The sequence below is a fragment of the Halomonas campaniensis genome (assembly GCF_002211105.1).
Classification (GTDB): domain Bacteria; phylum Pseudomonadota; class Gammaproteobacteria; order Pseudomonadales; family Halomonadaceae; genus Vreelandella; species Vreelandella campaniensis_A.
The window spans coordinates 14,533-34,161 of the sequence record NZ_JPUA01000005.1 but is presented as its reverse complement, the minus strand read 5'-3'; the positions used below and the strand labels follow the sequence as shown (position 1 = coordinate 34,161).

Below are 19,629 nucleotides of genomic sequence, written 5' to 3'. Positions count from 1 at the left end.
AAGGTAGGATGGCAAAATGCACTTTGACTTAGCTGATTTAAGACTATTCATTCACGTGGCGGAGGCTTCAAGTCTCACGGGTGGTGCTCGTCGTGCCCACTTGTCTACGGCCGCTGCCAGTACAAGAATCAAATCATTCGAGGGTCAACTTGGTAGCCGCCTTTTTTACCGAGAAAGCCAAGGGGTAGAGCTAACACCGGCAGGTGAACGATTGCTGATTCATGCTCGTGCCATTATGCGCCAAGTCGATTACGTCAAGAGCGACTTTTCTGAATATGGAAACAGCGAAGCGGGCCATATTCGCATCTTTGCCAACACCACTGCAGTGACCGAGTTCATGCCCGAAGTACTTGCAGAATTCCTTGGCGGAAAGCCTGGTATGACTATCGATCTTCAAGAGCGTCTGACCAATGATATATTTCGTGGGGTCCTAGACGGCGCGGCGGATCTTGGCGTCACTTCAGGTGATATCAAGATTAAAGGATTGGAGGTCATTCCCTTCACCGTAGATCGGCTCGTCGTCGTGGTGCCGAATGGACATCTACTTGGTAAAGAGGAAATTATCGCGTTCAAAGATACTTTGAAATTCCCTTATGTCGGCTTGCATGAGGGTAGTACGCTGTTGCAGTTCCTCAAAGCGCAGGTAACAGAGATCGGTGAGACATTACCTTTACGAATACAGGTTTACGGCTTTGAACCAGCTTGCCGGATGATTGAGGCGGGTGTTGGTGTTGGAATACTTCCAGAGTCCAGCGCTCTGCGTTACCAGAAGACGATGAAGGTCAGCATCGTCCAGCTTGAAGATGACTGGGCAACGCGGGAGCGGGCTGTCGTCGTTCGAGAAATGGCGTCCTTACCTGAATCCGCCAAGACGCTGGTTAATGCAATTCTCACTTACCACAACCGTTATTCAGTTGATTCCTGATCAAATGCAGAACGCCAAACACATAGTTCGAGAGTCCAAGAAACGTCTTTGTAAACTGATGTTTGTGTTTGGTTCTTGTCAGAATTAACCGGTTACTCCTCAAGGAAATAGCAAAATTCACGAACCAGGATTGATAACTGGCCTGTATAGAAATGGTCTGCCCGCGGTAATACTGTCAGCGTAAGATTCTCGTTCTCACACCACGTTATAACATTTTCCAGTGGAACAATGGTGTCGCGGCTACCATGAATGACCCGAGCGTCTACACCGATGTCAGAAATATCGTAGCTTCGTCCGCTCTCAACTGTGCCAATACCAGGGCTTATCAAGATGACATGGTTTGCTGGCTGATTCTCTATTCTTAGCTGTTTCGCAACCGAGGCCTGCACGAAGCCCCCAAAAGAAAAGCCGACAAGTGCCAGTGGCGTTTGAGGGTGATCCTGGCGAACTAATCTCACTAACGTCAAAATATCGTCCGCTTCTCCATGACCAAAGTCGTGTTTACCAGCACTTTGACCCACTCCTCGAAAGTTAGGTCGAAGTACTTGCCAGCCCTTGCGGCATAACCATTTCGCTAGGTATGCGGGTATTTTGTGCTCTGCATTGCCACCGGCTAATGGATGAGGATGCGCTATAATTACAATTCCTATTGGGGCTGCTGGTGGCAAATCCTGCAGAACTTCCATGTCACCGACATCACCCTGATATATTACATTTTTACCGTTATCTATCATCTGCGCTTCTCATTCTGAAATCATGTAATCAACACTGCTTCAAGTCGGTGTGGCACCTTTTCGCTAGGTCAATGTAACGCTGTGTCGCCTCCCGTTTTTTGCGAAAATCTCTTTCGTTAAGGTGTCTAATCAACTTTGCCGGTGCGCCAACCAACAATGAGGCTTTCTCACATATAAAGCCTGCTCTGACCATAGAGCAAGCGCCTATAATTGACCCTGCGCCGATCACGCAGCCGTCCATGACGACGGCGTTCATGCCTACCAATACATCTTCGCCAATGGTGCAGCCGTGCACTATGGCACCATGCCCCACATGCCCGCGTCGGTGTATTACGGTCATCGATCCAATCGTCCCATGCATGACACAGTTGTCCTGCAAATTTGATTCTGGCTCTATTACGATACTGCCAAAGTCTCCTCTCAGGCTTGCCCCGGGGCCAATGTAGCAACCCTCGCCAACGACTATATCGCCAATCAGCACCGCGGAGGGGTGGACAAAGGCCGATGGTGAGATAGAAGGCTGTGTATCTTCAAACATATAAATAGCCATCTTGGTTCCCTTTCGTTTCTGCCGCCTACTGGCCGCATGGTGGCCAGTAGGCGATGGATCAGGTGCACCCGTTCGTCAGATTGTGGCGTTGTGTCGCCGAAGTTTGAGCTGGCTACCTATCACGATCACAGCCACAGCGATCCCTACTAGGTCAGTGGCCACTCCTCCGGCCATCATCGCCAATCCAGCCGCCAGCGCCGCCCCCCTCATCATGAGATTTAAGGGGCCAAAGCACCAAGCCTGAACTGAAGCTGCCAGCAGGTAAATGCCGAACGAACCAGTGATCAGAATACGAGCGATCTGCAGCCAGTCGTCCCCCTGCATGAGAATGGCTGGGCTGTAGTAAAACAGGAACGGAACGACGAAGGCGGCGAGACCAAACTTAAAGGACGTAATGGAAGTCTTCAGAGGATCGGAGCCCGCAATAGCCGCCGCTGCATATGATGCCAAGGCGACGGGGGGAGTGATCGCCGAAATCACCGCATAGTAGAAGACGAAGAAGTGGGCTACTAGGGGAGGAATCCCAATGTCCTGAAGGCCTGGCGCGATCACTGAAGCTGCAACGGCGTAGGCAGCGGTAGTGGGCATTCCCATGCCCAACAAAATACTGATTAGCATGGCAAACAGCAGCGCCAAGAATTGACTATTGTCAGCAATTCCCAGCAGCAGTGACGCGAAGCGCGCCCCGACACCGGTCATGGCGATTACCCCTACCACGATACCCGCACAGGCACACACGGCGACCAACGGAATCACCATCCGCGCTGACAAAGCAAGGGCACTTAAAATGGCGCGAGGCCCCATCCAGTGAGGTGTTAACCAGGATACTACCGCCGCTGCAATAAGTGCGAGGGTGCCAGCACGGATGACCGAGTAGCCCATAAATAGTGTTGCGATCAGAATGATCACCGGGAAAAACAAGTACGCTTGCTTTAAAAGGGAACGCAATTTGGGGAGCTCTTCGCTACGTAGGCCGCGCATGCCTTTGCGCTCTGCTTCTAAGTCCACCATGAAGTAAATGGAGAGAAAATACAGGACTGCTGGAATGATCGCAGCGACGGCGATATCGGTGTAAGGGATACCGGTGACCTCCGCCATGATGAATGCTCCTGCACCCATGATGGGGGGCGCGATCTGCCCGCCAGTAGAAGCGGCGGCTTCGATGGAACCTGCACTCCTCGCTTCATAGCCGACACGCCTCATAAGCGGAATGGTCAGGCTTCCTGTGGAGACCACGTTACCTGCTGAGGTGCCATTGATCATGCCCATCAGCCCCGAGGCAAACACGGCCACCTTGGCTGGACCGCCTTTTGAACGTCCTGCGACAGAAAACGCAAAATTGACGAAGTATTCACCTACATGGGATTTCTGTAGAAACGCTGCAAACGTTATGAAAAGGACGATGTAAGTAGAGGAGACGGCGATGGTGGGGCCAAGTACACCATTATCGGTATATATGTAGGTGAAAAATCGACCCGGACTATACCCGCTATGCTCGAAAATACCTGGCAACCAAGGACCAATGAACGCATACAGCATAAAGACTCCAGTGATGGCCACCAGTGCTAATCCAGCCACTCGACGTGTTAACTCCAGGATCAAAATGATTCCCACTGCCGACATATAGAAATCTAACTCACCTGCAAAAGGAGTACCCGCCACCATACGCCAACGCTCCAGCGAAAGGACGATATAGGCCCCCGCGGCTAAGGCTAAAATGCCAAGTGAGGCATCGATAATGCTCAAGCGCCCCCGTTCTCCCACACAGGTGTAACTGGCCAGAAGCGAGATCACCAGAGTCGATGCGGCAATGCCGCCTAAGAAGTTTTGAGCAAGTTCCGCAGCATTGAGGAACGTTGGGTAATGGGGGCTTAGCCACAATACTGCCACCATGGCTGCAACACATAAGGACAATACCAAGCAGATCGCCCCAATACCTCTAACCCATGTCGACGTGTGTTTTGGTTCGTCGAATCGATTAGATGCCCCCAGTAGTAGGAAACCTACCAGAAGCCCAACCGAAATGTGGACGATACGAAAAGTCCAGGTTTCTATAGGTTGAATGTTTAGTGCGTAAAGATGAAAGCTGATGTAGACGACACAGATTAGAAACAGACAGAACGCCGAGATGCCAACAGGAAGCCGTTCATTGCCCGCAGGCTTTATCTCATCCACGCTCGAACTGTCCAGGGGGGGCGACCCAGGAGCTAGTGTTTCAGTAGACTTATTGTCATTATTCATCATGGAACCCCATGTGGTCGTGCAATCATAGAAAAATCGGAATAGCGCCGCTCAAAGCGGCGCTCTACGCTAGATGTTGAGTTATCCTTCTAATTCTTCGGGAATGTCATAACCATTCTCTTCGAACCAACGAACGGCCCCAGGGTGGAAAGGGATTTGGGTGTTGTGGATATAATTCTCGGGCAGTGTCTCCTCGGCGGAGCGATGGATCTGCTGCATGGCGTCATTGTTTTCCATCACGGTTTTGACGATTTCGTATACTAGCGATTCTGGCATGTCAGCACTGGTCACAACGAAATTCCACATCGATACCGTTGGCAGGTCTTCATCCATGGAGTTATATGTGTCGGCAGGTATGACCGCAGTGGAAATTTCAGGGTATGCCTCGACAATTGTGTCTATCTCAGCCTCGCTATAGCTGAAAACGTTAACTGCAGATTGTGCTTCGACCTGGCTGACAGCAGAGACGGGCAGTCCTGCACCGAACGCAAAGGCATCTAGAAGGCCATCCTGCATTTGTCCTGTTTGGTCGCCTGCGCCACCCTCAAGAGTGTCGACGTCATAACCCAGAAGATCGAAGAAACGGGGGAAGTAAACGCTATTGGTACCGCCAGCAGGTCCTACGCCTACACGCTTACCCACTAAATCGTCGACAGAAGAAATTTCTGAGCTTTGTAGTGCGGTGATATGGAAAATCGTCGGATACATAGGAAAAACCGCACGAACATTGTCATGTTCAATACCTGGCATGATGGGGCTTTTTCCCTCAAGTGCTTCCCGGGCTGGGCCGAGGGTGACCAAGCCAAAATCGTGTTCACCCATCTGTACCATGCTTACGTTCTGCATCGGTCCACCGGTAATTTCGGCGCCAATGTTGGTGTCGAGCTTTTGGTTAATCAGGTTCGCCCACCCTGAGCCATAGATATAGTAGGTTCCCCCTTGACTTGCGGTACCGACCGTCATGCTGGAAGGCCAATCTGACTGATTGTCAGCGGCCATAGAGGCGGAGCTGAAGGCGAAGGCAGTAGCCGTAATGGCTAGAGTGATCTTGTTCATGGTTATCTCGACAGTGTTGTGTTGTTAGGAATGCGAGTTACATCTTTTGTAGAAGGATGCTATTTCCACATGCCCAAGCCTGAAACAGTTCCACTGCAAGATGAAGTCGGATTTCCTAACACCCCCTTTAAGCCTTAGTTAATAGACTTTAGTAAAAGCCTGTTATGGTCTTCAGCTTTGCGAAACTCCCGCTTATATATTTTCGAATTCTCTCCCCAGCAAAAAGTGGCCATCCTGACAGCATCACAAAAACGAGCACCATGACGGGAGATGACGGATGGCGGATGCATCGTTGGACTGCTGGGTCGGGAAACAAGAGTTAAGCAAGGACTTTATTTCGTCCTCGATAACTCGACGCATTGCTGCCACTTTTGGTGAGTTGGCTCCCCAGCCTGGCACGCCGTTGCCCCCATTGTGGCACTGGGCCTTCTTCCAGGAACCGGTGGAGCCCTCTCAATTAGGAGTGGATGGTCACCCAGCACGGGGACTTTTCCTGCCACCTATCGAAGGGCGAAATCGCATGTGGGCAGGCGGTCGAGTTTCCTTCTTGGAGCCGTTACGGGTCGATGAGCCTGCTCAGCGTCGCTCAACGATTACGTCTGTTAAAGAAAAACAAGGTAAGACGGGAGCTCTTCTTTTTGTCACGGTAGAGCACGTTTATTCACAGGACGATGTGGTTTGTGTGCGCGAGGAACAGGATATTGTCTATCGCTCACCCAGCCCGCCGAAATTGGAAAGTTCTGCCTCGCTTCCGCCTTTGGACTGGCAAGACAGCGTCCATCCGTCCTCCGTCATGCTCTTCCGCTATTCAGCGGTCACCTTTAATGGCCACCGCATTCACTACGATCATCCTTACGCCACGGAACAGGAAGGATACCCAGGCCTAGTTGTTCATGGGCCAATGATCGCGACATTACTACTGCGTAGCTTTACACGTCGCTTTCCCGATCGGACACCCAGGTACTTCGCCTACCGCGGTCTCAGACCTCTCATCGCCGATACCGATTTCCAAGTTGGTGGTGCCGAGCAAGACGATCAGCAGTGTGAGCTATGGGCATTCAATGACAAAGGTCCTGCACATCAGGCAGATATTTACTATAAGGAGACAACCTAATGTTTATCCATGATCAAGAGTCTATTGAGGCTATCCGTGATGGTGTGCGGGGGCTTTGCTCTAACTTCGATGATACCTATTGGCGCACTGTAGACGAAAAAAAAGAGTTCCCGGAAGCGTTCGTCACTGCGCTGACTGAAGCGGGCTGGCTAGCTGCCATGATCCCTGAGGAATACGGTGGTTCTGGTCTCGGGTTAACCGAAGCATCGGTTATTTTAGAAGAGGTGAACCGCTGCGGTGGTAACTCAGGCACTGTCCACGGCCAAATGTACAATATGTTTACCTTGCTGCGTCACGGTAGTGAGGAGCAGAAGCGCAAGTATCTACCTAGGATCGCCTCTGGAGAGTTGCGCTTACAGTCAATGGCAGTCACTGAACCTACTACAGGCACCGATACTACCAAGATCAAGACCACGGCGGTACGGCAAGGTGATAAATACGTTGTTAATGGGCAAAAGGTTTGGATTTCACGTATTCAGCACTCCGACTTGATGATTCTTTTGGCCAGAACCACGCCTATTGATCAAGTGACCCGTAAGTCGCTTGGTATGTCGATCTTTCTCGTTGACCTTCACCAAGCCATTGGGAATGGCATGACCGTTCAACCGATCCCTAACATGGTTAATCACGAGACCAACGAGCTCTTCTTCGACAACTTAGAAATCCCGGCCGATAGTTTGATTGGTGAAGAAGGTATGGGCTTTCGCTATATTCTCGATGGTTTAAATGCAGAGCGGGCCTTGATTGCTGCCGAGTGCATTGGCGATGGCCGCTGGTTCATCAAAAAGGCTAGCCAATACGCCTGTGACCGTGAGGTTTTTGGCCGCCCTATTGGCAAGAACCAAGGTGTTCAATTCCCCATCGCTCAGGCCCACATCGATGTTGAGGCGGCTGACTTGATGCGTTGGCGTGCTTGCTATGAATACGATCATGGGCAGAACGCCGGAGCTAGCGCCAATATGGCCAAATATCTAGCTGCAGAAGCTTCTTGGAAGGCGGCGAATGTTTGCCTACAGACTCATGGTGGTTTCGGCTTCGCCTCTGAGTATGACGTCGAGCGCAAGTTCCGAGAGACTCGACTTTATCAAGTAGCCCCCATTTCGACCAACCTGATCCTCTCTTATGTCGCTGAGCACCTGCTCGAACTGCCGCGTTCCTTCTGACCCGCTGTGTGAGGCTCACATGCATATCGATTACTTAGACCACCTAGTGCTCACTGTGCACGATCTCGATAGCAGTATCTCCTTCTACAGCCAGGTGCTGGGCATGCGTGAGGAGACCTTTGGCGAAGGACGTAAGGCACTTGTCTTCGGGTCACAGAAGATCAATCTGCACCAAGCTGGGCAGGAGTTTGAGCCGAAAGCAGAGCAGCCGACGCCAGGTTCTGCTGATCTATGTTTCATTGTTGCCACGCCGCTAGAAAAGGTAATGGAAGAGCTCAATTCACATGACGTGGCCATCGTTGAAGGTCCGGTGCAGCGCACCGGGGCCAACGGCCCTATCCGTTCAGTCTATGTGCGCGACCCAGATATGAACTTGATCGAGCTTAGTAATCCGCTCTAGTCACTACGTCGATGATAAGAACAAGGAAATTCCATGGTTGCATCTTCTCACCATCCTACGCGAGCTCAGCGTCCACTCGATGGCATCACTGTGGTCAGTCTGGAGCACGCTATCGCTGCCCCTTTCTGTACGCGTCAGTTGGCCGACCTAGGTGCCCGCGTTATAAAAGTTGAACGACCTGATGTTGGTGACTTCGCCCGTGGCTATGACGAGCGTGTCGATGGCCTAGCTTCTCATTTCGTATGGACCAACCGTTCGAAGGAGAGCCTGACTCTTAATGTCAAAGCTGAGGAAGCTGGCGACATCATGCAGGGGTTGCTTAAGGACGCCGACGTTCTGGTTCAAAACCTTGCCCCAGGTGCTGCTGCTAGGCTCGGTCTGTCATTCGAGGCTCTCCATGAATACTTTCCACGGCTGATTGTCTGTGACATTTCTGGCTACGGTGACGACGGTCCGTACAGAGATAAGAAGGCTTACGATTTGATGATTCAAAGCGAGGCCGGCTTTTTATCGACGACGGGCCTACCCGGTGAAGACGGTATGGCCAAAGCAGGTTGCTCGATCGCCGACATCTCGGCGGGTATGTACGCTTACTCAAGTGTGCTATCAGCTCTGCTGCTTCGAGAGCGCACGGGGGTCGGCAGCCATATCGATATCTCCATGCTGGAGAGCTTGGTTGAGTGGATGAGCTATCCAATGTATTACGCTTACGGCGGCGCAGAACCCCCGGCACGAGCCGGTGCCTCTCATGCCACTATCTACCCATACGGGCCCTTTCCTGCTGGTGATGGTCAGTCGGTAATGCTTGGGCTTCAGAACGAGCGTGAGTGGCAGGCTTTCTGTGAGATCGTCCTGAAGGAACCCGCCTTGGCTAATGATGCACGCTTCTCCAGCAATTCGAAAAGATCTACCAACCGTGATGAACTGCGTGCACTGATTTGCACAGCCTTTTCGGATCTCAGTGCTGAACAGGTCATCGCCCGACTTGAACAAGCCAAAATCGCCAATGCCCACGTCAACGATATGCAAGGCGTATGGAAACACCCCCAGCTTAAAGCACGACAGCGCTGGGTCGAGATTCCGACGTCGGCTGGCCAGCTCCCGGCTCTCCTTCCTCCGGGTCGAAGCAATGCTTTCACACCGCAGATGGCCGCTGTCCCTGCTCTTGGTGAACACAGTGCGCAACTGCTTGGAGAGTTGGGCTTCAGCGAGGAAGCCATCACCGACCTGAAGTCCCGCGGCGTGATTTGAAAACGAGGAGGCTGTCATGCCCATAACACAGCAACGCTCATTCCTATTCGTGCCCGCAACCCGGCCTGAACGGATCACCAAGGCTCTCGCTAGCGAGGCGGATATGGTCATCGTTGACCTTGAAGATGCCGTCGCTTTGAGTGAGAAAGACAAGGCTCGCCAACTACTACATGACTATCTCGCTGTAACACCCGAAGCAAAAGTGCTTGTTCGTATTAACTCCACGCCGCAAGAGTTGCAACATGACTTAGCTCTTTGCCAAGAGTTTTCGAATGTCATCGGCATCATGCTTCCTAAAGCTGAGACCTGCCAACAGATCGAACATGTAGCTAGGTGTGGGAAGCCTGTGTGGCCGATCATCGAATCCGCCAAAGGTTTAGTGTCTTTGTCGAGCCTAGTATTCACCGATGGTATTGAGCGACTCACCTTCGGCGCGCTTGATTTAGCTACGGATCTAAACCTCGAACCAGGAACTCCCGGTGCGGCTACCTTGCTGGATCAGTGCCGCTATCAGTTGGTTGTGTGCTCCCGTGCGGCTAAACTTCCGCCGCCGATCGAAAGCGTGGTGCCTGAGATTCACGATACCGAACTGGTGGAGAGCGTGGCGCGCAAGGCAGTTGAGATGGGCTTTGCCGGTATGCTCAGCATTCATCCGCAGCAAATTCCGAGTATTCACAAGGCATTTACCCCTAGTGCAGAGATGTTGTCCTGGGCACGCCGGGTTCTCGAAACTGCTGAAACGGTCGATGGTGCCTTCCAGCTCGACGGCCAGATGGTGGATGAGCCAGTGATCAGTCGCGCCAAGTCCCTGTTGGCTCGTGCAAGTTTCTAACCCATGGCAGAGATAACGCCAAGCAACCCTTTCCTCGACCTCCTGGGCGTACGACTAGTCAATTGGGCACCAGGTCGATGTTCCTGGCAACTCGATGCGAGCGAAATGCTGATCAATCCTCAGGGCAAGGTCCATGGAGGCGTCATAGCGACCCTAATGGACGTGTCTTGTGCTTACAGTGGCATCTACCCAGAGAACGGCCACCTAGATTATCGAGCACTAACGTTGTCGTTGAACATTCACTACCTCACTAGTAGCGAGCCTGGTGGCCTAATAGCTAAAGGGCGTCTCGTTGGAGGGGGGCACAGGACATTCTTCGCAGAAGCTCAGCTGCTGTCGGGTAGCCTGCTCATCGCCACTGCATCGGGGTGCTTTCGGCGTCAGTCTGTGGACTAGCCACTGCGTATTCATATTTCCAACTTTAGATACTAACCCGTAGGAGATTCCAACATGAAAATCCTCGTCGCGGTAAAACGCGTCATTGACTACAACGTCAAGATCCGAGTCAAACCGGACAATTCTGACGTCGATCTCACTAACGTCAAGATGGCCATGAACCCCTTCTGCGAGATTGCCATGGAAGAAGCGGTGCGTCTCAAGGAACGCGGGGTGGGCACCGAGGTCGTGGCTGTGAGCATCGGCCCAAAAGCCGCACAGGAGCAGCTGCGCACTGCACTGGCGTTAGGTGCCGATCGCGCCATTCATGTCGAGACCGATGAGCGTATCGAGTCGCTGGCAGTGGCCAAGCTGCTTACCAAGGTGGTGGAAGAGGAGCAACCCAGTTTGGTCATTGTTGGCAAGCAGGCCATCGACACAGATAACAATCAAACCGGCCAGATGCTTGCCGCTCTGACCGGTCTTTCCCAAGGCACCTTCGCCTCAGAAGTGATCATAGAGGGCGGCAAGGCCAAGGTAACCCGCGAGGTGGATGGAGGTTTGCAAGCCATCGAGTTGTCACTACCCGCCATCGTCACTACCGATCTGCGCCTAAACGAACCGCGCTATGCCAAGCTGCCGGACATTATGAAGGCCAAAAAGAAGCCGTTGGACACCAAGACGCCAGCCGATCTAGGCATTGAGGTCGCTTCCAATATCACCCTTCTCAAGGTCGAGTCTCCGGCCGAGCGTCAAGGCGGCGTGAAGGTAGGCTCGGTGGACGAGTTGATCGATAAACTCAAGAACGAAGCGAAGGTGATTTCATGAGCATTCTGGTACTTGCTGAGCATCATGATGGCGTCCTAACAGGAGCGACTGCTCACGCAGTGGCGGCCGCTAAACAGATTGGTGCTGATATCGATATTCTGGTCGCTGGGGAGAACGTTGCGGCGGTGGCCGAGTCGGCCGCTAGGCTCGATAGCGTTAACAAAGTGCGAGTGGCCGACAACACTGCCTATGCCCACCAGCTGGCCGAACCTCTGAGCATGCTGATTTGTGAGCTCGCGGGCGACTACAGCCACGTACTGGCGGTGGCGTCTACTACAGGCAAGAACATCATGCCGCGTGTCGCCGCGCTCAAGGACGTCTCGCAGATTTCCGAGATCATCGCAGTCGAATCCGCCGATACTTTCAAGCGCCCGATCTATGCAGGCAATGCCATTGCCACAGTACAGAGCGCTGATGCACTGAAGGTTATTACTGTTCGCCCGACCGGCTTCGATGCGGTTGGCGAAGGTGGAAGTGCCGCCATCACGGAGATCGATTTCGTCGCCGACAATACGCAGTCCTCTTTTATCAAGGAAGAGCTAGCACAAAGCGACCGACCTGAGCTCAGTGCCGCTAAAGTAGTGGTTTCCGGTGGTCGAGGAATGGGCAATGGAGAGAACTTCAAGTTACTCAACGGCATAGCTGATAAATTGGGCGCCGCCATTGGGGCATCTCGTGCAGCAGTGGATGCTGGCTTTGTGCCCAACGATATGCAGGTTGGCCAAACCGGTAAGATTGTTGCGCCGGATCTCTATATTGCTGTGGGTATCTCGGGTGCCATTCAGCATTTGGCAGGCATGAAGGATTCCAAGGTAATCGTGGCCATCAACAAGGATGAAGAGGCACCAATCTTCCAGATCGCGGACTATGGATTGGTTGCCGACCTTTTCGAGGCATTACCGGACCTCGAGCAAAAGCTTTAGCGAGATAAATACCTTTTGGGTTTCACTGCGGTGAACGTGGCTGTTGACCCGCCGAGAATTTATACGGTGTGTTGCTTGATGCAGCGGTGGGTGAAACCGAGCACGATTTGAGCGTGTGCGTGATAGAGAAGATCCTCTAATTGGTTCCCATGCTTTCTTCAGGGTGATCTTCTTTCTTCGCGCACAGGCCAGTCTTTTGCCCAACGGGAGCATTGTGGTGGCTTTACGTGATCAGCGCAAACAATTTATGCCGCTAGCGGGGCGAGTAGGGTTTCGCGGCCCAAGAGCTAATTTAAGGTGAATACCTGTCGTTTCGAGGGTAGGGTCAGTACAAGCTAAAGAAGCTGACATGATTTTATGCTGGCTGTGGTGAAGCTACAATCGAGCCCTGGTAGCGGAGCTGAGTTGAGCGTATTTACTTTTTGCAGTCTGGAGATATTCAATGGAACGCCTTTTTATTTATGGAACTCTTGGCCCAGGCCGTCCTAACGAACATGTTATGCAGAAGATAGGTGGAGAGTGGCAAGCAGGCAGTGTCAAAGGTCGCCTTGTTAAAGCGGGTTGGGGAGCAGACATGGGGTTTCCTGGTCTAGTGCTGGATGAGGCTGGAGAAAAAATAGAAGGTCATGTGTTCGTGTCCGAGAGCTTGTCGCAACATTGGCAAATTTTGGATGACTTCGAAGGGAGTGAATATCAGCGCCAATTGGCGACGGTGAGGTTGCAAGACGGAGAAACGGTCAAGGCATATGTTTACGCGTTACGCTGAAACACTTACACGTTGTTCGATTGTTGTATTGAGCGTTCCAGATTTCCGTAAAAGCGTAGGTGCTCGGATAGCTGCGATGCTGCTGTATGCCATTTGTTTAGCAGTAGAAACCTGGCTCCTTGAAAAATTGGCTCAAATTAGTGCTGATTTTTCACCACCCGAACCGTCAAGAATAAGGCCCTACAAGCTGGAGCTACTGCTTGACCAATGTGACGCGAATGCTGATGAAACAGACGAGGTACACGCTTGGCGTGACCTAAATGAAGTGGGGCGGGAGCAGCTTGATCAATGCGCTGCTCCCAAGAAGCCAATATAAATATTGTTTGATATCAGGCACGCAAATTGTGTGGCCACATTAACTACAGGTGGGCAATTATGATCAAATCATCTGAAGAAGAGCTGGAGGCCAACCTCGCGTCACAATCCGCCCACGCGGATGAAATAGCCTTACTCGCCCCCGGTGAACTTGAACCTAGAAATAGTCCAGCTGAGGATGGGGCTTCCTAAGGTGAAGCATGAATCTTTGCACGATGAGCTATGAGCACTAGTATTAAGTGACGGCATAACCCATAGGAAAAATGAATGACAATGGGGCTAACGTCATGAAATCTGCTTTTATCATTGTTAATGATTTCTAAATAAATTGAAGGAGATATCACTGATGACAGCAAAAAACTTTGAACAAGCGCCCGGTAAAGCATCTCGTCCTCTACGCGTCATCACTCCTTCCGGGGAAACGTTCATACTGGGCAAAACGTCAAATCCTGAGAAAGAACAAGATATTGAAGCTTTGCTACAAGCACGGCGTAAAGCACATCAGCGTGCACGCGAGGTTATTTTCAAGCATAGAAGAGAGCTTCTTGACAAATTATAATGAATATTTGGAATTAGATTCTAAGCCAATAATCAAGGGGTAGCTTTAGCCCATTCTATTAAGGGCACCTTCCAGTCGCTGAAGCTGGCAGGAGCAAATGACTAGATCATATAAGCTGTCTGCGTCAATAACTCGTAAACGTACTATAGATATTCCACTACTCATTACCTAGCTTTGTTCTTCTAGATGGACATGGGGCTATACTTCCCCAAGCATCTTGATTGCGGCTGTTCATATCCCTTCAGCTCTGAGTGAAAAGAGCTTGCTCCACCCCTCAATAAAAGCATTTGGCGCTGTTACTTCAAACTGACAGTTAAATGGTTGGGTGATACAACAGCCGGTTTTCCACTGTCGTAGCAGCCAGGGAGTCGGCGATAGCCCGTATGAAAACGTAAACCTTCCCTACTAATTAGACGGATCAAACAATGTTTGCCGCAGGTTTCACCAGCCTCACGCAAATCTTGATGGATCTTGCGATAGCCTTATACACCACCGCTCTCAAACCAGGAATGCTATTAATCCCAACAGGCGCCTATCTTCCCGAGCTCAATTAGAAAGCGCTTTTTTTACCATGCGTAGTAACCTCTGGGATGAACGGTCATCATCTGACACAAACGACGTACCGGATATTGGCTCGCATAATTTTGAATAAACGCGTACCTCAGTCGGCCCCCCTGGCGAAATTCTGGACGGTGTTCCGACGGTGTCCTTCCTAAGAAACCCGTTACCTGGGGTCTGCTATTGGGGCCAATTCAAAGCCTAATGATTGCGCACGGCGTTGTAAGTTGCGAACAATACGTTGATGGTAGCGTTCCTCATAGTAGTCAGCACCAGGGTCTTGATAAACCCAGCCGTAGCGCAGGACGTTGTAGATTAAAACGGCAATTTTCCTTGCTGTCGCAGTGACAGCTTTGGCCTAACCTAGGCGACTCGCCAACCGGCGGTAAAAAGCACCAAGGCCTGTTTGAGAGCGCCCGATCGTAGCGGCCGCTAGGCGCAGCAAGGCAGCCGCTCGATTTTTGGTTCGTCGAGTGCGTGACGAGAGTACCTTGCCACCGGAGATTTTGCTTCCCGGTGATAATGCTAGCCAGGAGGTAAAGTGTTTGGCCGTGGGCCAACGGCTCATATCCGTACCACACTCGCTAATTAGCTTGAGTACCAAGTAAGGACCGAGTCCGTGGATCTGAGTTAGATCAAGACCCAGTACCTGAAATAGTGAATGGCGTACGTCGAACGCTGGTGCATTAGGGTTAGCATCCCGATGTCGAGCGTCAGGTAGGGAAACTTCAGGCGCTGGCGTTGCAAGTGAAAGCCATTTGAGAGTCGCTTAAATAAACTGATCGCATTCAGCGAGATGCTCATGATAGGTGTCATACAAGGAGAGAGACTGACTCAGTGCGAGTAGATGTTCCTCGCGGTAGTGGCCCTCCAAGCTTTGACGAATTGTTTCCTCACTGGTTTTACAGCGCGGATCACGAAAAGATGCTAGTACAGCGGAGTCATGCTGCCCTTGGACAATAGCGCGCAGAATCCGCATCCCTGTTTTACCGGTGATATCAGACACAACGTGATGAAGTTGCAAGTTCATCTCCATCAATGCTTTCTGCATATGTTGAATATGGGAGGCACAATATTCCAGTAACCGTTCCCACTGGCGTAGTAACGCTCGTAGACTGGCAAGCTATTGAGTCGGACGAAAGCTGCCACGCAGCAGGCCATAGGAATGCAAGCGTTGTAGCCACTGAGCATCGTTGATATCCGTCTTGCGCCCTGGGACATTCTTGGCCTCACGGGCATTGACTAGAATCACGTCAAAACCGCGTTCTTCTAAGAGTTTGTAAACAGGAATCCAGTACACACCTGTCGATCCCATTGCGATGGTCACAATGTTCTTTTCCGCTAACCAATCAGCTAGGCGACGCAAATCGCCCGTAAAGGTATCAAAACGTCGTACCGGTTGCTGATTCCGGTCAGGGGGAATCGCTACAACATGAAAACGTGAACCAATATCTATCGCTGCGGCATTGGGGTGAACGACTTGTAACTTGTCCTGCTGAAGAGTGGAACGGGAGGATTGACGAGCCATGACAGCATCTCCTCAGCAACCGAAAATGACGGAAGGGCCAGAGGAGGTGGCGTTGATGACATCTACCTTCCTAACCGGGATCACTTCAAACGGTGTCATTACTTTCAAATTCAGAACGCCACCCGAGCCACGTTTTTTAACGGGGTCGACCACCAAAAAGCCGACGGCTGCGCCCCTGGCCCCCAAGCTTAGTATAGGACACCATCGGGTTTCTGTATCTACAAGCGGGTGCCAACCCATAACGGTTTTTTAAGATATCTCGCTCCTCCTCGGTTCGTCTAAGCTGGGCGCGCAGTTTAAGAATTTCCTTCTTTTCGTTGTTGAGCTCTGAGGCCTGTTCGTCGGATTTACTCGACTTAATGGCCTTAACCCATTTGTGAAGGCTGTGGCCATAGACGCCCAGTCGCTCCGACACCTCGGTTACTGGGTATCCTCTTTCGACGATCTGCCGGACGGCTTTGTCTTTGAATTCGGGTGAATATCGTTGGTTACTCAACACTCCCTCCTACGCTCAAATAAAAGGCTAGAAGTGTCCGGAGAACACAGAGCAGTTCAGTCGTCGCCGTAGACTAGTCGCCTGCACGCTGATGCGTATGCTTGCTAAACCTGCATCTAGACTATAATTAGGGTAAAAAGAGGGTGGAGTATACCGAGATCACTCAAAATAGTCGTACAACCATCTCTTTTGTTGACCCGCATAGCCTACACGGCAACGAGGCACCGATGAGAACACCAAGAGGCTGCTGAGGCAGTACTGAACACAGGGCACAAACATGTTAATTGACAGCCTGGAAGAACATGACGAGATCGCCAGCTCACTTAGCACAATACGCTAGACCGATGATGCGTCACTGGACGTCTGCGCAGAGATGCCCAAGAAATCTGCTGCCAGAGCTAGCACCCTTCAATAATGCTGTACTCGCAATAACGTTGTGTTTGAAACTGAAACCCCCTGATATTCTCTATAACCAGGGGCTAAATTTCGTCAAATGTTCAGCTTATATGAAAAGGGAGTTACATGAGCAGTTCGAATAACCAAAAAATGGAAAAGCTACTCTCTACTTACAAAGAGCACTTACTGCTCTATAAAACTGAACTAGAAGCAGATTGGCAAGCCGCCCAACACGATACTAAACGGGTACAACATATTATGAGCATGGCTCATAAGCTTAGCGGTTCTGGAAAAGCCTATGGCTTTGTCGAACTGTCTCAGCTGGCCCGGGAGCTAGACCACGCCTGCGATATGGCAAAAAACATGCCGCCAAAAGAGCTTATATCCAGTTTAACACGTCCAATAGATGATTTGCTGAGTGCCCTTGAGCGCGACTCAGCCTCTAACGGTGAGAGACATATTCCCAGTAGCGACTCTGCTAATGCATTGTTCGAAAACGATACCTCCGAGGCGATCGATATACTGCTGGTAGATGACGACCCTGATTTTTCAACAAATTTGAGCGAAATACTTAGCCAGTACGGATACCGCGTTCATTGGCAGGATGATATATCTCAGTTAGACCAAGCAATAACAGACCATCAACCTTGGGCCTTGATTGTAGATATGGATTTTTCTGGCGAACGCTTTGCCGGTGCCAGTCAGGTAAGCACTTGGCACCAGAAAAATGGCACCCCCTTACCTGTATTTTTCGTATCTGGCTACGACTCTTTTGATCTGCGACTAGCATCCGTTCGTGCCGGAGGGACTCACTTCCTTAGAAAGCCTCTGGATATCCCTAAACTTGTCTCACTACTCTTCTCGGAACTGAATCTTGCCCCTAGCGAGCCTTATCGAGTGATGCTAGTAGATGATGATCATGATTTGCTCAGCCTGTATGCGGAGTTTTTAACTAAGGCAGGCTATAACGTCACTAGCGCTACCAGTGCCCAGGAGGCACTGCGCCTATTAGAACAAAGCCATCCTGAGCTGATATTAGTAGATGTATATATGCCAGGTTGCAGTGGTATTGAGTTAGGAAAAATTATCCGTCAGCATGAGGAGTTTGCCACTATTCCGCTGATTTTCATGTCTGCCGCTGCGGATACCGATTTGCAGCTGGCCTGTGCTCGCTTAGCTAATGATGAATTTATCAATAAACCGATCGAACTATGGCGTTTATTGATGATTGTCAAATCCAGGGTGACAAAAGGAAGATACTTTCGCTCCCATATAGGCGCGTTAACAATTGCAGAAACACAAATCACCCAAGATTCACTGACAGCCTTACCTATGCTTGCCAACATACGGCGTGATATTGAAGACGCACTACAAAAGCGGGCCCCAGACAACATAATGGCAGTTGTTAAATTTGATATTCGTGACTTCCACACTATCAACAACCTCCATGGTCATCATTTTGGTGATGAAATTTTACAGCGGCTTGCTTGGGAACTCACCCAGACTATAAGCCCGAGTGACACGCTATACCGCGAAAGCAGTGATGAGTTTCTACTCCTGACAAAAGAGCATGCAAGCCAAGCGTCGTTAAAGAAATATGTTACTGGCCTTACCAAGTCGATTGAAGAGATTAAAATAACGTTAAAGCACGCTCTCATCGCGCTTTCGGCAGACACCGGTGTCGCATTTGCTACGCAAGATATTAGCAAGGCTAGTGAATTACTCGATAATGCAGACATGGCTATTTTCAAAGCGAAAAAATCACCTACTACAGACATATGCTACTTTGATGCATCTTTAAAAACCATGCAGCAAAACCGCTTTCTTTTGGAGAACTCCATTAAAGAAGGGCTGTCTAGCGATCAATTCATTGCCGTTTATCAACCGATCTACACGGTGAATGAGAATAAGCTTATCGGCTTTGAGGCCTTAGCCCGCTGGCAACATCCCGAAAAAGGGCTACTCGGTCCCGGAGAGTTTATTCACCTGATGGAGCAACGCGGGCTGATACCTCTTCTCACCCAAAAAATGCTAACACAAACCCTATCAAAATTTGCATGCTGGCAGCGTAAACATCCTCATTTATTTCTGTCGCTTAATCTGTCTGCCCAAGACATTCAGGAACCCATCTTTTTAGACCATTTAGAATCATTATTGGCACATCACTGCTTAAACCCAAACAATATTGTGCTAGAAATAACAGAATCCGAACTGCTTTTTGACTGGCAGCAGGCCCGTAACTTACTTCGCCAACTAAAAGACTTAGGTGTTCGTCTAGCAATAGATGACTTTGGCACCGGCTATAGCTCACTAAGTTATTTACAGCGCATTGATGCCGACAAGTTAAAAATAGACCGGAGCTTCATACATCAATGGTCCCAGACCGGCGACGCTCGCTTACTTCAAACCATGGTGCAGTTAGGAAAGACGATGAACATGAGAGTCATCGCAGAAGGTGTAGAGAAAACAGAAGAGCTAGAATTTTTACAGCAACTGGACTGTGATCAGTACCAAGGCTTTTTAGCCGCCAAGCCCATGCTGGCAGAAGAAATAGAACGCACACAGTGCATTTAATATCTTCTTATTAAAATAATCATGGCCAAATCACATATATACTCA

Annotated in this window: 20 protein-coding genes and 2 pseudogenes; 13 read left to right on the top strand and 9 right to left on the bottom strand. The window is 50.5% G+C overall.

Annotated features, from left to right (window positions below; translation table 11 throughout):
* The first annotated feature begins 16 nt into the window (after positions 1-16).
* On the top strand, positions 17-925 hold the full coding sequence (locus JI62_RS02785; RefSeq protein ID WP_088698714.1) for a LysR family transcriptional regulator: 909 nt from the start codon (positions 17-19) through the stop codon (positions 923-925).
* Between the two features lie 92 nt (positions 926-1,017).
* Here JI62_RS02785 and JI62_RS02780 read toward each other — a convergent pair whose 3' ends face one another.
* The 4 genes from JI62_RS02780 to JI62_RS02765 form a co-directional block, all read right to left on the bottom strand.
* On the bottom strand, positions 1,018-1,659 hold the full coding sequence (locus JI62_RS02780; protein WP_088698713.1) for an alpha/beta hydrolase: 642 nt from the start codon (positions 1,657-1,659) through the stop codon (positions 1,018-1,020).
* A gap of 28 nt (positions 1,660-1,687) precedes the next feature.
* Positions 1,688-2,209 carry a gamma carbonic anhydrase family protein gene (locus JI62_RS02775; RefSeq protein ID WP_088698712.1) on the bottom strand — a complete coding sequence of 174 codons (522 nt, stop codon included), beginning with the start codon at positions 2,207-2,209 and terminating at the stop codon, positions 1,688-1,690.
* 75 nt (positions 2,210-2,284) lie between these two features.
* Entirely contained in the window at positions 2,285-4,453 is a 2,169-nt protein-coding gene (locus JI62_RS02770) for a TRAP transporter permease (protein WP_205737480.1), read from the bottom strand.
* Positions 4,454-4,531: 78 nt separating this feature from the next.
* A complete protein-coding gene (locus JI62_RS02765) occupies positions 4,532-5,506 on the bottom strand; it encodes a TAXI family TRAP transporter solute-binding subunit (protein WP_088698710.1) in 975 nt (324 codons plus the stop codon).
* A 277-nt stretch (positions 5,507-5,783) separates the two neighbouring features.
* Between JI62_RS02765 and JI62_RS02760 the strand changes: the two genes are divergently transcribed.
* The 11 genes from JI62_RS02760 to JI62_RS02710 all read left to right on the top strand — a co-directional run bounded on the left by JI62_RS02760 (position 5,784) and on the right by JI62_RS02710 (position 14,032).
* Positions 5,784-6,620 (top strand): FAS1-like dehydratase domain-containing protein, encoded by an 837-nt coding sequence (locus JI62_RS02760; protein WP_088698709.1) that lies wholly within the window; start codon positions 5,784-5,786, stop codon positions 6,618-6,620.
* Positions 6,620-7,783: an acyl-CoA dehydrogenase family protein gene (locus tag JI62_RS02755; protein ID WP_088698708.1), complete on the top strand. Its 1,164-nt coding sequence runs from the start codon at positions 6,620-6,622 to the stop codon at positions 7,781-7,783. The genes JI62_RS02760 and JI62_RS02755 overlap by 1 nt, the downstream gene beginning before the upstream one ends.
* 19 nt (positions 7,784-7,802) lie before the next feature.
* A complete protein-coding gene (locus tag JI62_RS02750) occupies positions 7,803-8,183 on the top strand; it encodes a VOC family protein (protein ID WP_088698707.1) in 381 nt (126 codons plus the stop codon).
* Positions 8,184-8,216: 33 nt separating this feature from the next.
* Positions 8,217-9,434: a CaiB/BaiF CoA transferase family protein gene (locus JI62_RS02745; RefSeq protein WP_088698706.1), complete on the top strand. Its 1,218-nt coding sequence runs from the start codon at positions 8,217-8,219 to the stop codon at positions 9,432-9,434.
* 16 nt (positions 9,435-9,450) lie between these two features.
* Positions 9,451-10,266, top strand: a complete 816-nt coding sequence (locus tag JI62_RS02740) for an HpcH/HpaI aldolase/citrate lyase family protein (protein ID WP_088698705.1) — start codon at positions 9,451-9,453, stop codon at positions 10,264-10,266.
* Between the two features lie 3 nt (positions 10,267-10,269).
* Entirely contained in the window at positions 10,270-10,662 is a 393-nt protein-coding gene (locus tag JI62_RS23175) for a PaaI family thioesterase (RefSeq protein WP_088698704.1), read from the top strand.
* A gap of 54 nt (positions 10,663-10,716) precedes the next feature.
* A complete protein-coding gene (locus tag JI62_RS02730; protein WP_088698703.1) occupies positions 10,717-11,469 on the top strand; it encodes an electron transfer flavoprotein subunit beta/FixA family protein in 753 nt (250 codons plus the stop codon).
* Positions 11,466-12,392, top strand: a complete 927-nt coding sequence (locus JI62_RS02725) for an electron transfer flavoprotein subunit alpha/FixB family protein (RefSeq protein WP_088698702.1) — start codon at positions 11,466-11,468, stop codon at positions 12,390-12,392. The genes JI62_RS02730 and JI62_RS02725 overlap by 4 nt, the downstream gene beginning before the upstream one ends.
* Positions 12,393-12,834: 442 nt before the next feature.
* A complete protein-coding gene (locus JI62_RS02720; protein WP_088698701.1) occupies positions 12,835-13,158 on the top strand; it encodes a gamma-glutamylcyclotransferase family protein in 324 nt (107 codons plus the stop codon).
* A complete protein-coding gene (locus JI62_RS02715) occupies positions 13,139-13,474 on the top strand; it encodes a hypothetical protein (protein ID WP_141101294.1) in 336 nt (111 codons plus the stop codon). Before JI62_RS02720 ends, JI62_RS02715 begins: the two co-directional genes overlap by 20 nt.
* Before the next feature lie 345 nt (positions 13,475-13,819).
* Positions 13,820-14,032 carry a hypothetical protein gene (locus JI62_RS02710; RefSeq protein WP_088698699.1) on the top strand — a complete coding sequence of 71 codons (213 nt, stop codon included), beginning with the start codon at positions 13,820-13,822 and terminating at the stop codon, positions 14,030-14,032.
* 285 nt (positions 14,033-14,317) lie between these two features.
* Here the strand turns inward: JI62_RS02710 and JI62_RS22815 are convergent.
* From JI62_RS22815 to JI62_RS02700, 5 genes and pseudogenes are all read right to left on the bottom strand, one after another.
* A pseudogene (locus JI62_RS22815) lies at positions 14,318-14,709 on the bottom strand (IS3 family transposase); the annotation flags it as partial.
* A gap of 239 nt (positions 14,710-14,948) precedes the next feature.
* Positions 14,949-15,215 (bottom strand): transposase, encoded by a 267-nt coding sequence (locus JI62_RS22725; protein ID WP_276206542.1) that lies wholly within the window; start codon positions 15,213-15,215, stop codon positions 14,949-14,951.
* 144 nt (positions 15,216-15,359) lie between these two features.
* Complete coding sequence (locus tag JI62_RS22720; protein WP_205737478.1) at positions 15,360-15,614, bottom strand: hypothetical protein; 255 nt, start codon at positions 15,612-15,614, stop codon at positions 15,360-15,362.
* A gap of 99 nt (positions 15,615-15,713) precedes the next feature.
* Positions 15,714-16,118 (bottom strand): IS110 family transposase, encoded by a 405-nt coding sequence (locus tag JI62_RS22715; RefSeq protein ID WP_205737477.1) that lies wholly within the window; start codon positions 16,116-16,118, stop codon positions 15,714-15,716.
* A gap of 241 nt (positions 16,119-16,359) precedes the next feature.
* Positions 16,360-16,614: pseudogene (locus JI62_RS02700) on the bottom strand (transposase); the annotation flags it as partial.
* Positions 16,615-17,136: 522 nt separating this feature from the next.
* On the opposite strand from JI62_RS02700, the gene JI62_RS02695 reads away from it, so the two are divergent.
* Positions 17,137-19,584: a putative bifunctional diguanylate cyclase/phosphodiesterase gene (locus JI62_RS02695; RefSeq protein WP_088698698.1), complete on the top strand. Its 2,448-nt coding sequence runs from the start codon at positions 17,137-17,139 to the stop codon at positions 19,582-19,584.
* Positions 19,585-19,629: the final 45 nt, after the last annotated feature.

What these genes read in the sequence shown, in the direction of transcription:
- JI62_RS02750 (WP_088698707.1), top strand. Translation starts at nt 7,803, where the DNA reads ATGCATATCGATTACTTAGACCACCTAGTGCTCACTGTGCACGATCTC.
- JI62_RS02775 (WP_088698712.1), bottom strand. Translation starts at nt 2,209, where the DNA reads ATGGCTATTTATATGTTTGAAGATACACAGCCTTCTATCTCACCATCG.
- JI62_RS02770 (WP_205737480.1), bottom strand. Translation starts at nt 4,453, where the DNA reads ATGATGAATAATGACAATAAGTCTACTGAAACACTAGCTCCTGGGTCG.
- JI62_RS02725 (WP_088698702.1), top strand. Translation starts at nt 11,466, where the DNA reads ATGAGCATTCTGGTACTTGCTGAGCATCATGATGGCGTCCTAACAGGA.
- JI62_RS23175 (WP_088698704.1), top strand. Translation starts at nt 10,270, where the DNA reads ATGGCAGAGATAACGCCAAGCAACCCTTTCCTCGACCTCCTGGGCGTA.
- JI62_RS02755 (WP_088698708.1), top strand. Translation starts at nt 6,620, where the DNA reads ATGTTTATCCATGATCAAGAGTCTATTGAGGCTATCCGTGATGGTGTG.
- JI62_RS02780 (WP_088698713.1), bottom strand. Translation starts at nt 1,659, where the DNA reads ATGATAGATAACGGTAAAAATGTAATATATCAGGGTGATGTCGGTGAC.
- JI62_RS02745 (WP_088698706.1), top strand. Translation starts at nt 8,217, where the DNA reads ATGGTTGCATCTTCTCACCATCCTACGCGAGCTCAGCGTCCACTCGAT.
- JI62_RS02710 (WP_088698699.1), top strand. Translation starts at nt 13,820, where the DNA reads ATGACAGCAAAAAACTTTGAACAAGCGCCCGGTAAAGCATCTCGTCCT.
- JI62_RS02785 (WP_088698714.1), top strand. Translation starts at nt 17, where the DNA reads ATGCACTTTGACTTAGCTGATTTAAGACTATTCATTCACGTGGCGGAG.
- JI62_RS02765 (WP_088698710.1), bottom strand. Translation starts at nt 5,506, where the DNA reads ATGAACAAGATCACTCTAGCCATTACGGCTACTGCCTTCGCCTTCAGC.
- JI62_RS02760 (WP_088698709.1), top strand. Translation starts at nt 5,784, where the DNA reads ATGGCGGATGCATCGTTGGACTGCTGGGTCGGGAAACAAGAGTTAAGC.
- JI62_RS02715 (WP_141101294.1), top strand. Translation starts at nt 13,139, where the DNA reads ATGTTTACGCGTTACGCTGAAACACTTACACGTTGTTCGATTGTTGTA.
- JI62_RS02695 (WP_088698698.1), top strand. Translation starts at nt 17,137, where the DNA reads ATGAGCAGTTCGAATAACCAAAAAATGGAAAAGCTACTCTCTACTTAC.
- JI62_RS02720 (WP_088698701.1), top strand. Translation starts at nt 12,835, where the DNA reads ATGGAACGCCTTTTTATTTATGGAACTCTTGGCCCAGGCCGTCCTAAC.
- JI62_RS02730 (WP_088698703.1), top strand. Translation starts at nt 10,717, where the DNA reads ATGAAAATCCTCGTCGCGGTAAAACGCGTCATTGACTACAACGTCAAG.
- JI62_RS02740 (WP_088698705.1), top strand. Translation starts at nt 9,451, where the DNA reads ATGCCCATAACACAGCAACGCTCATTCCTATTCGTGCCCGCAACCCGG.
- JI62_RS22715 (WP_205737477.1), bottom strand. Translation starts at nt 16,118, where the DNA reads ATGGCTCGTCAATCCTCCCGTTCCACTCTTCAGCAGGACAAGTTACAA.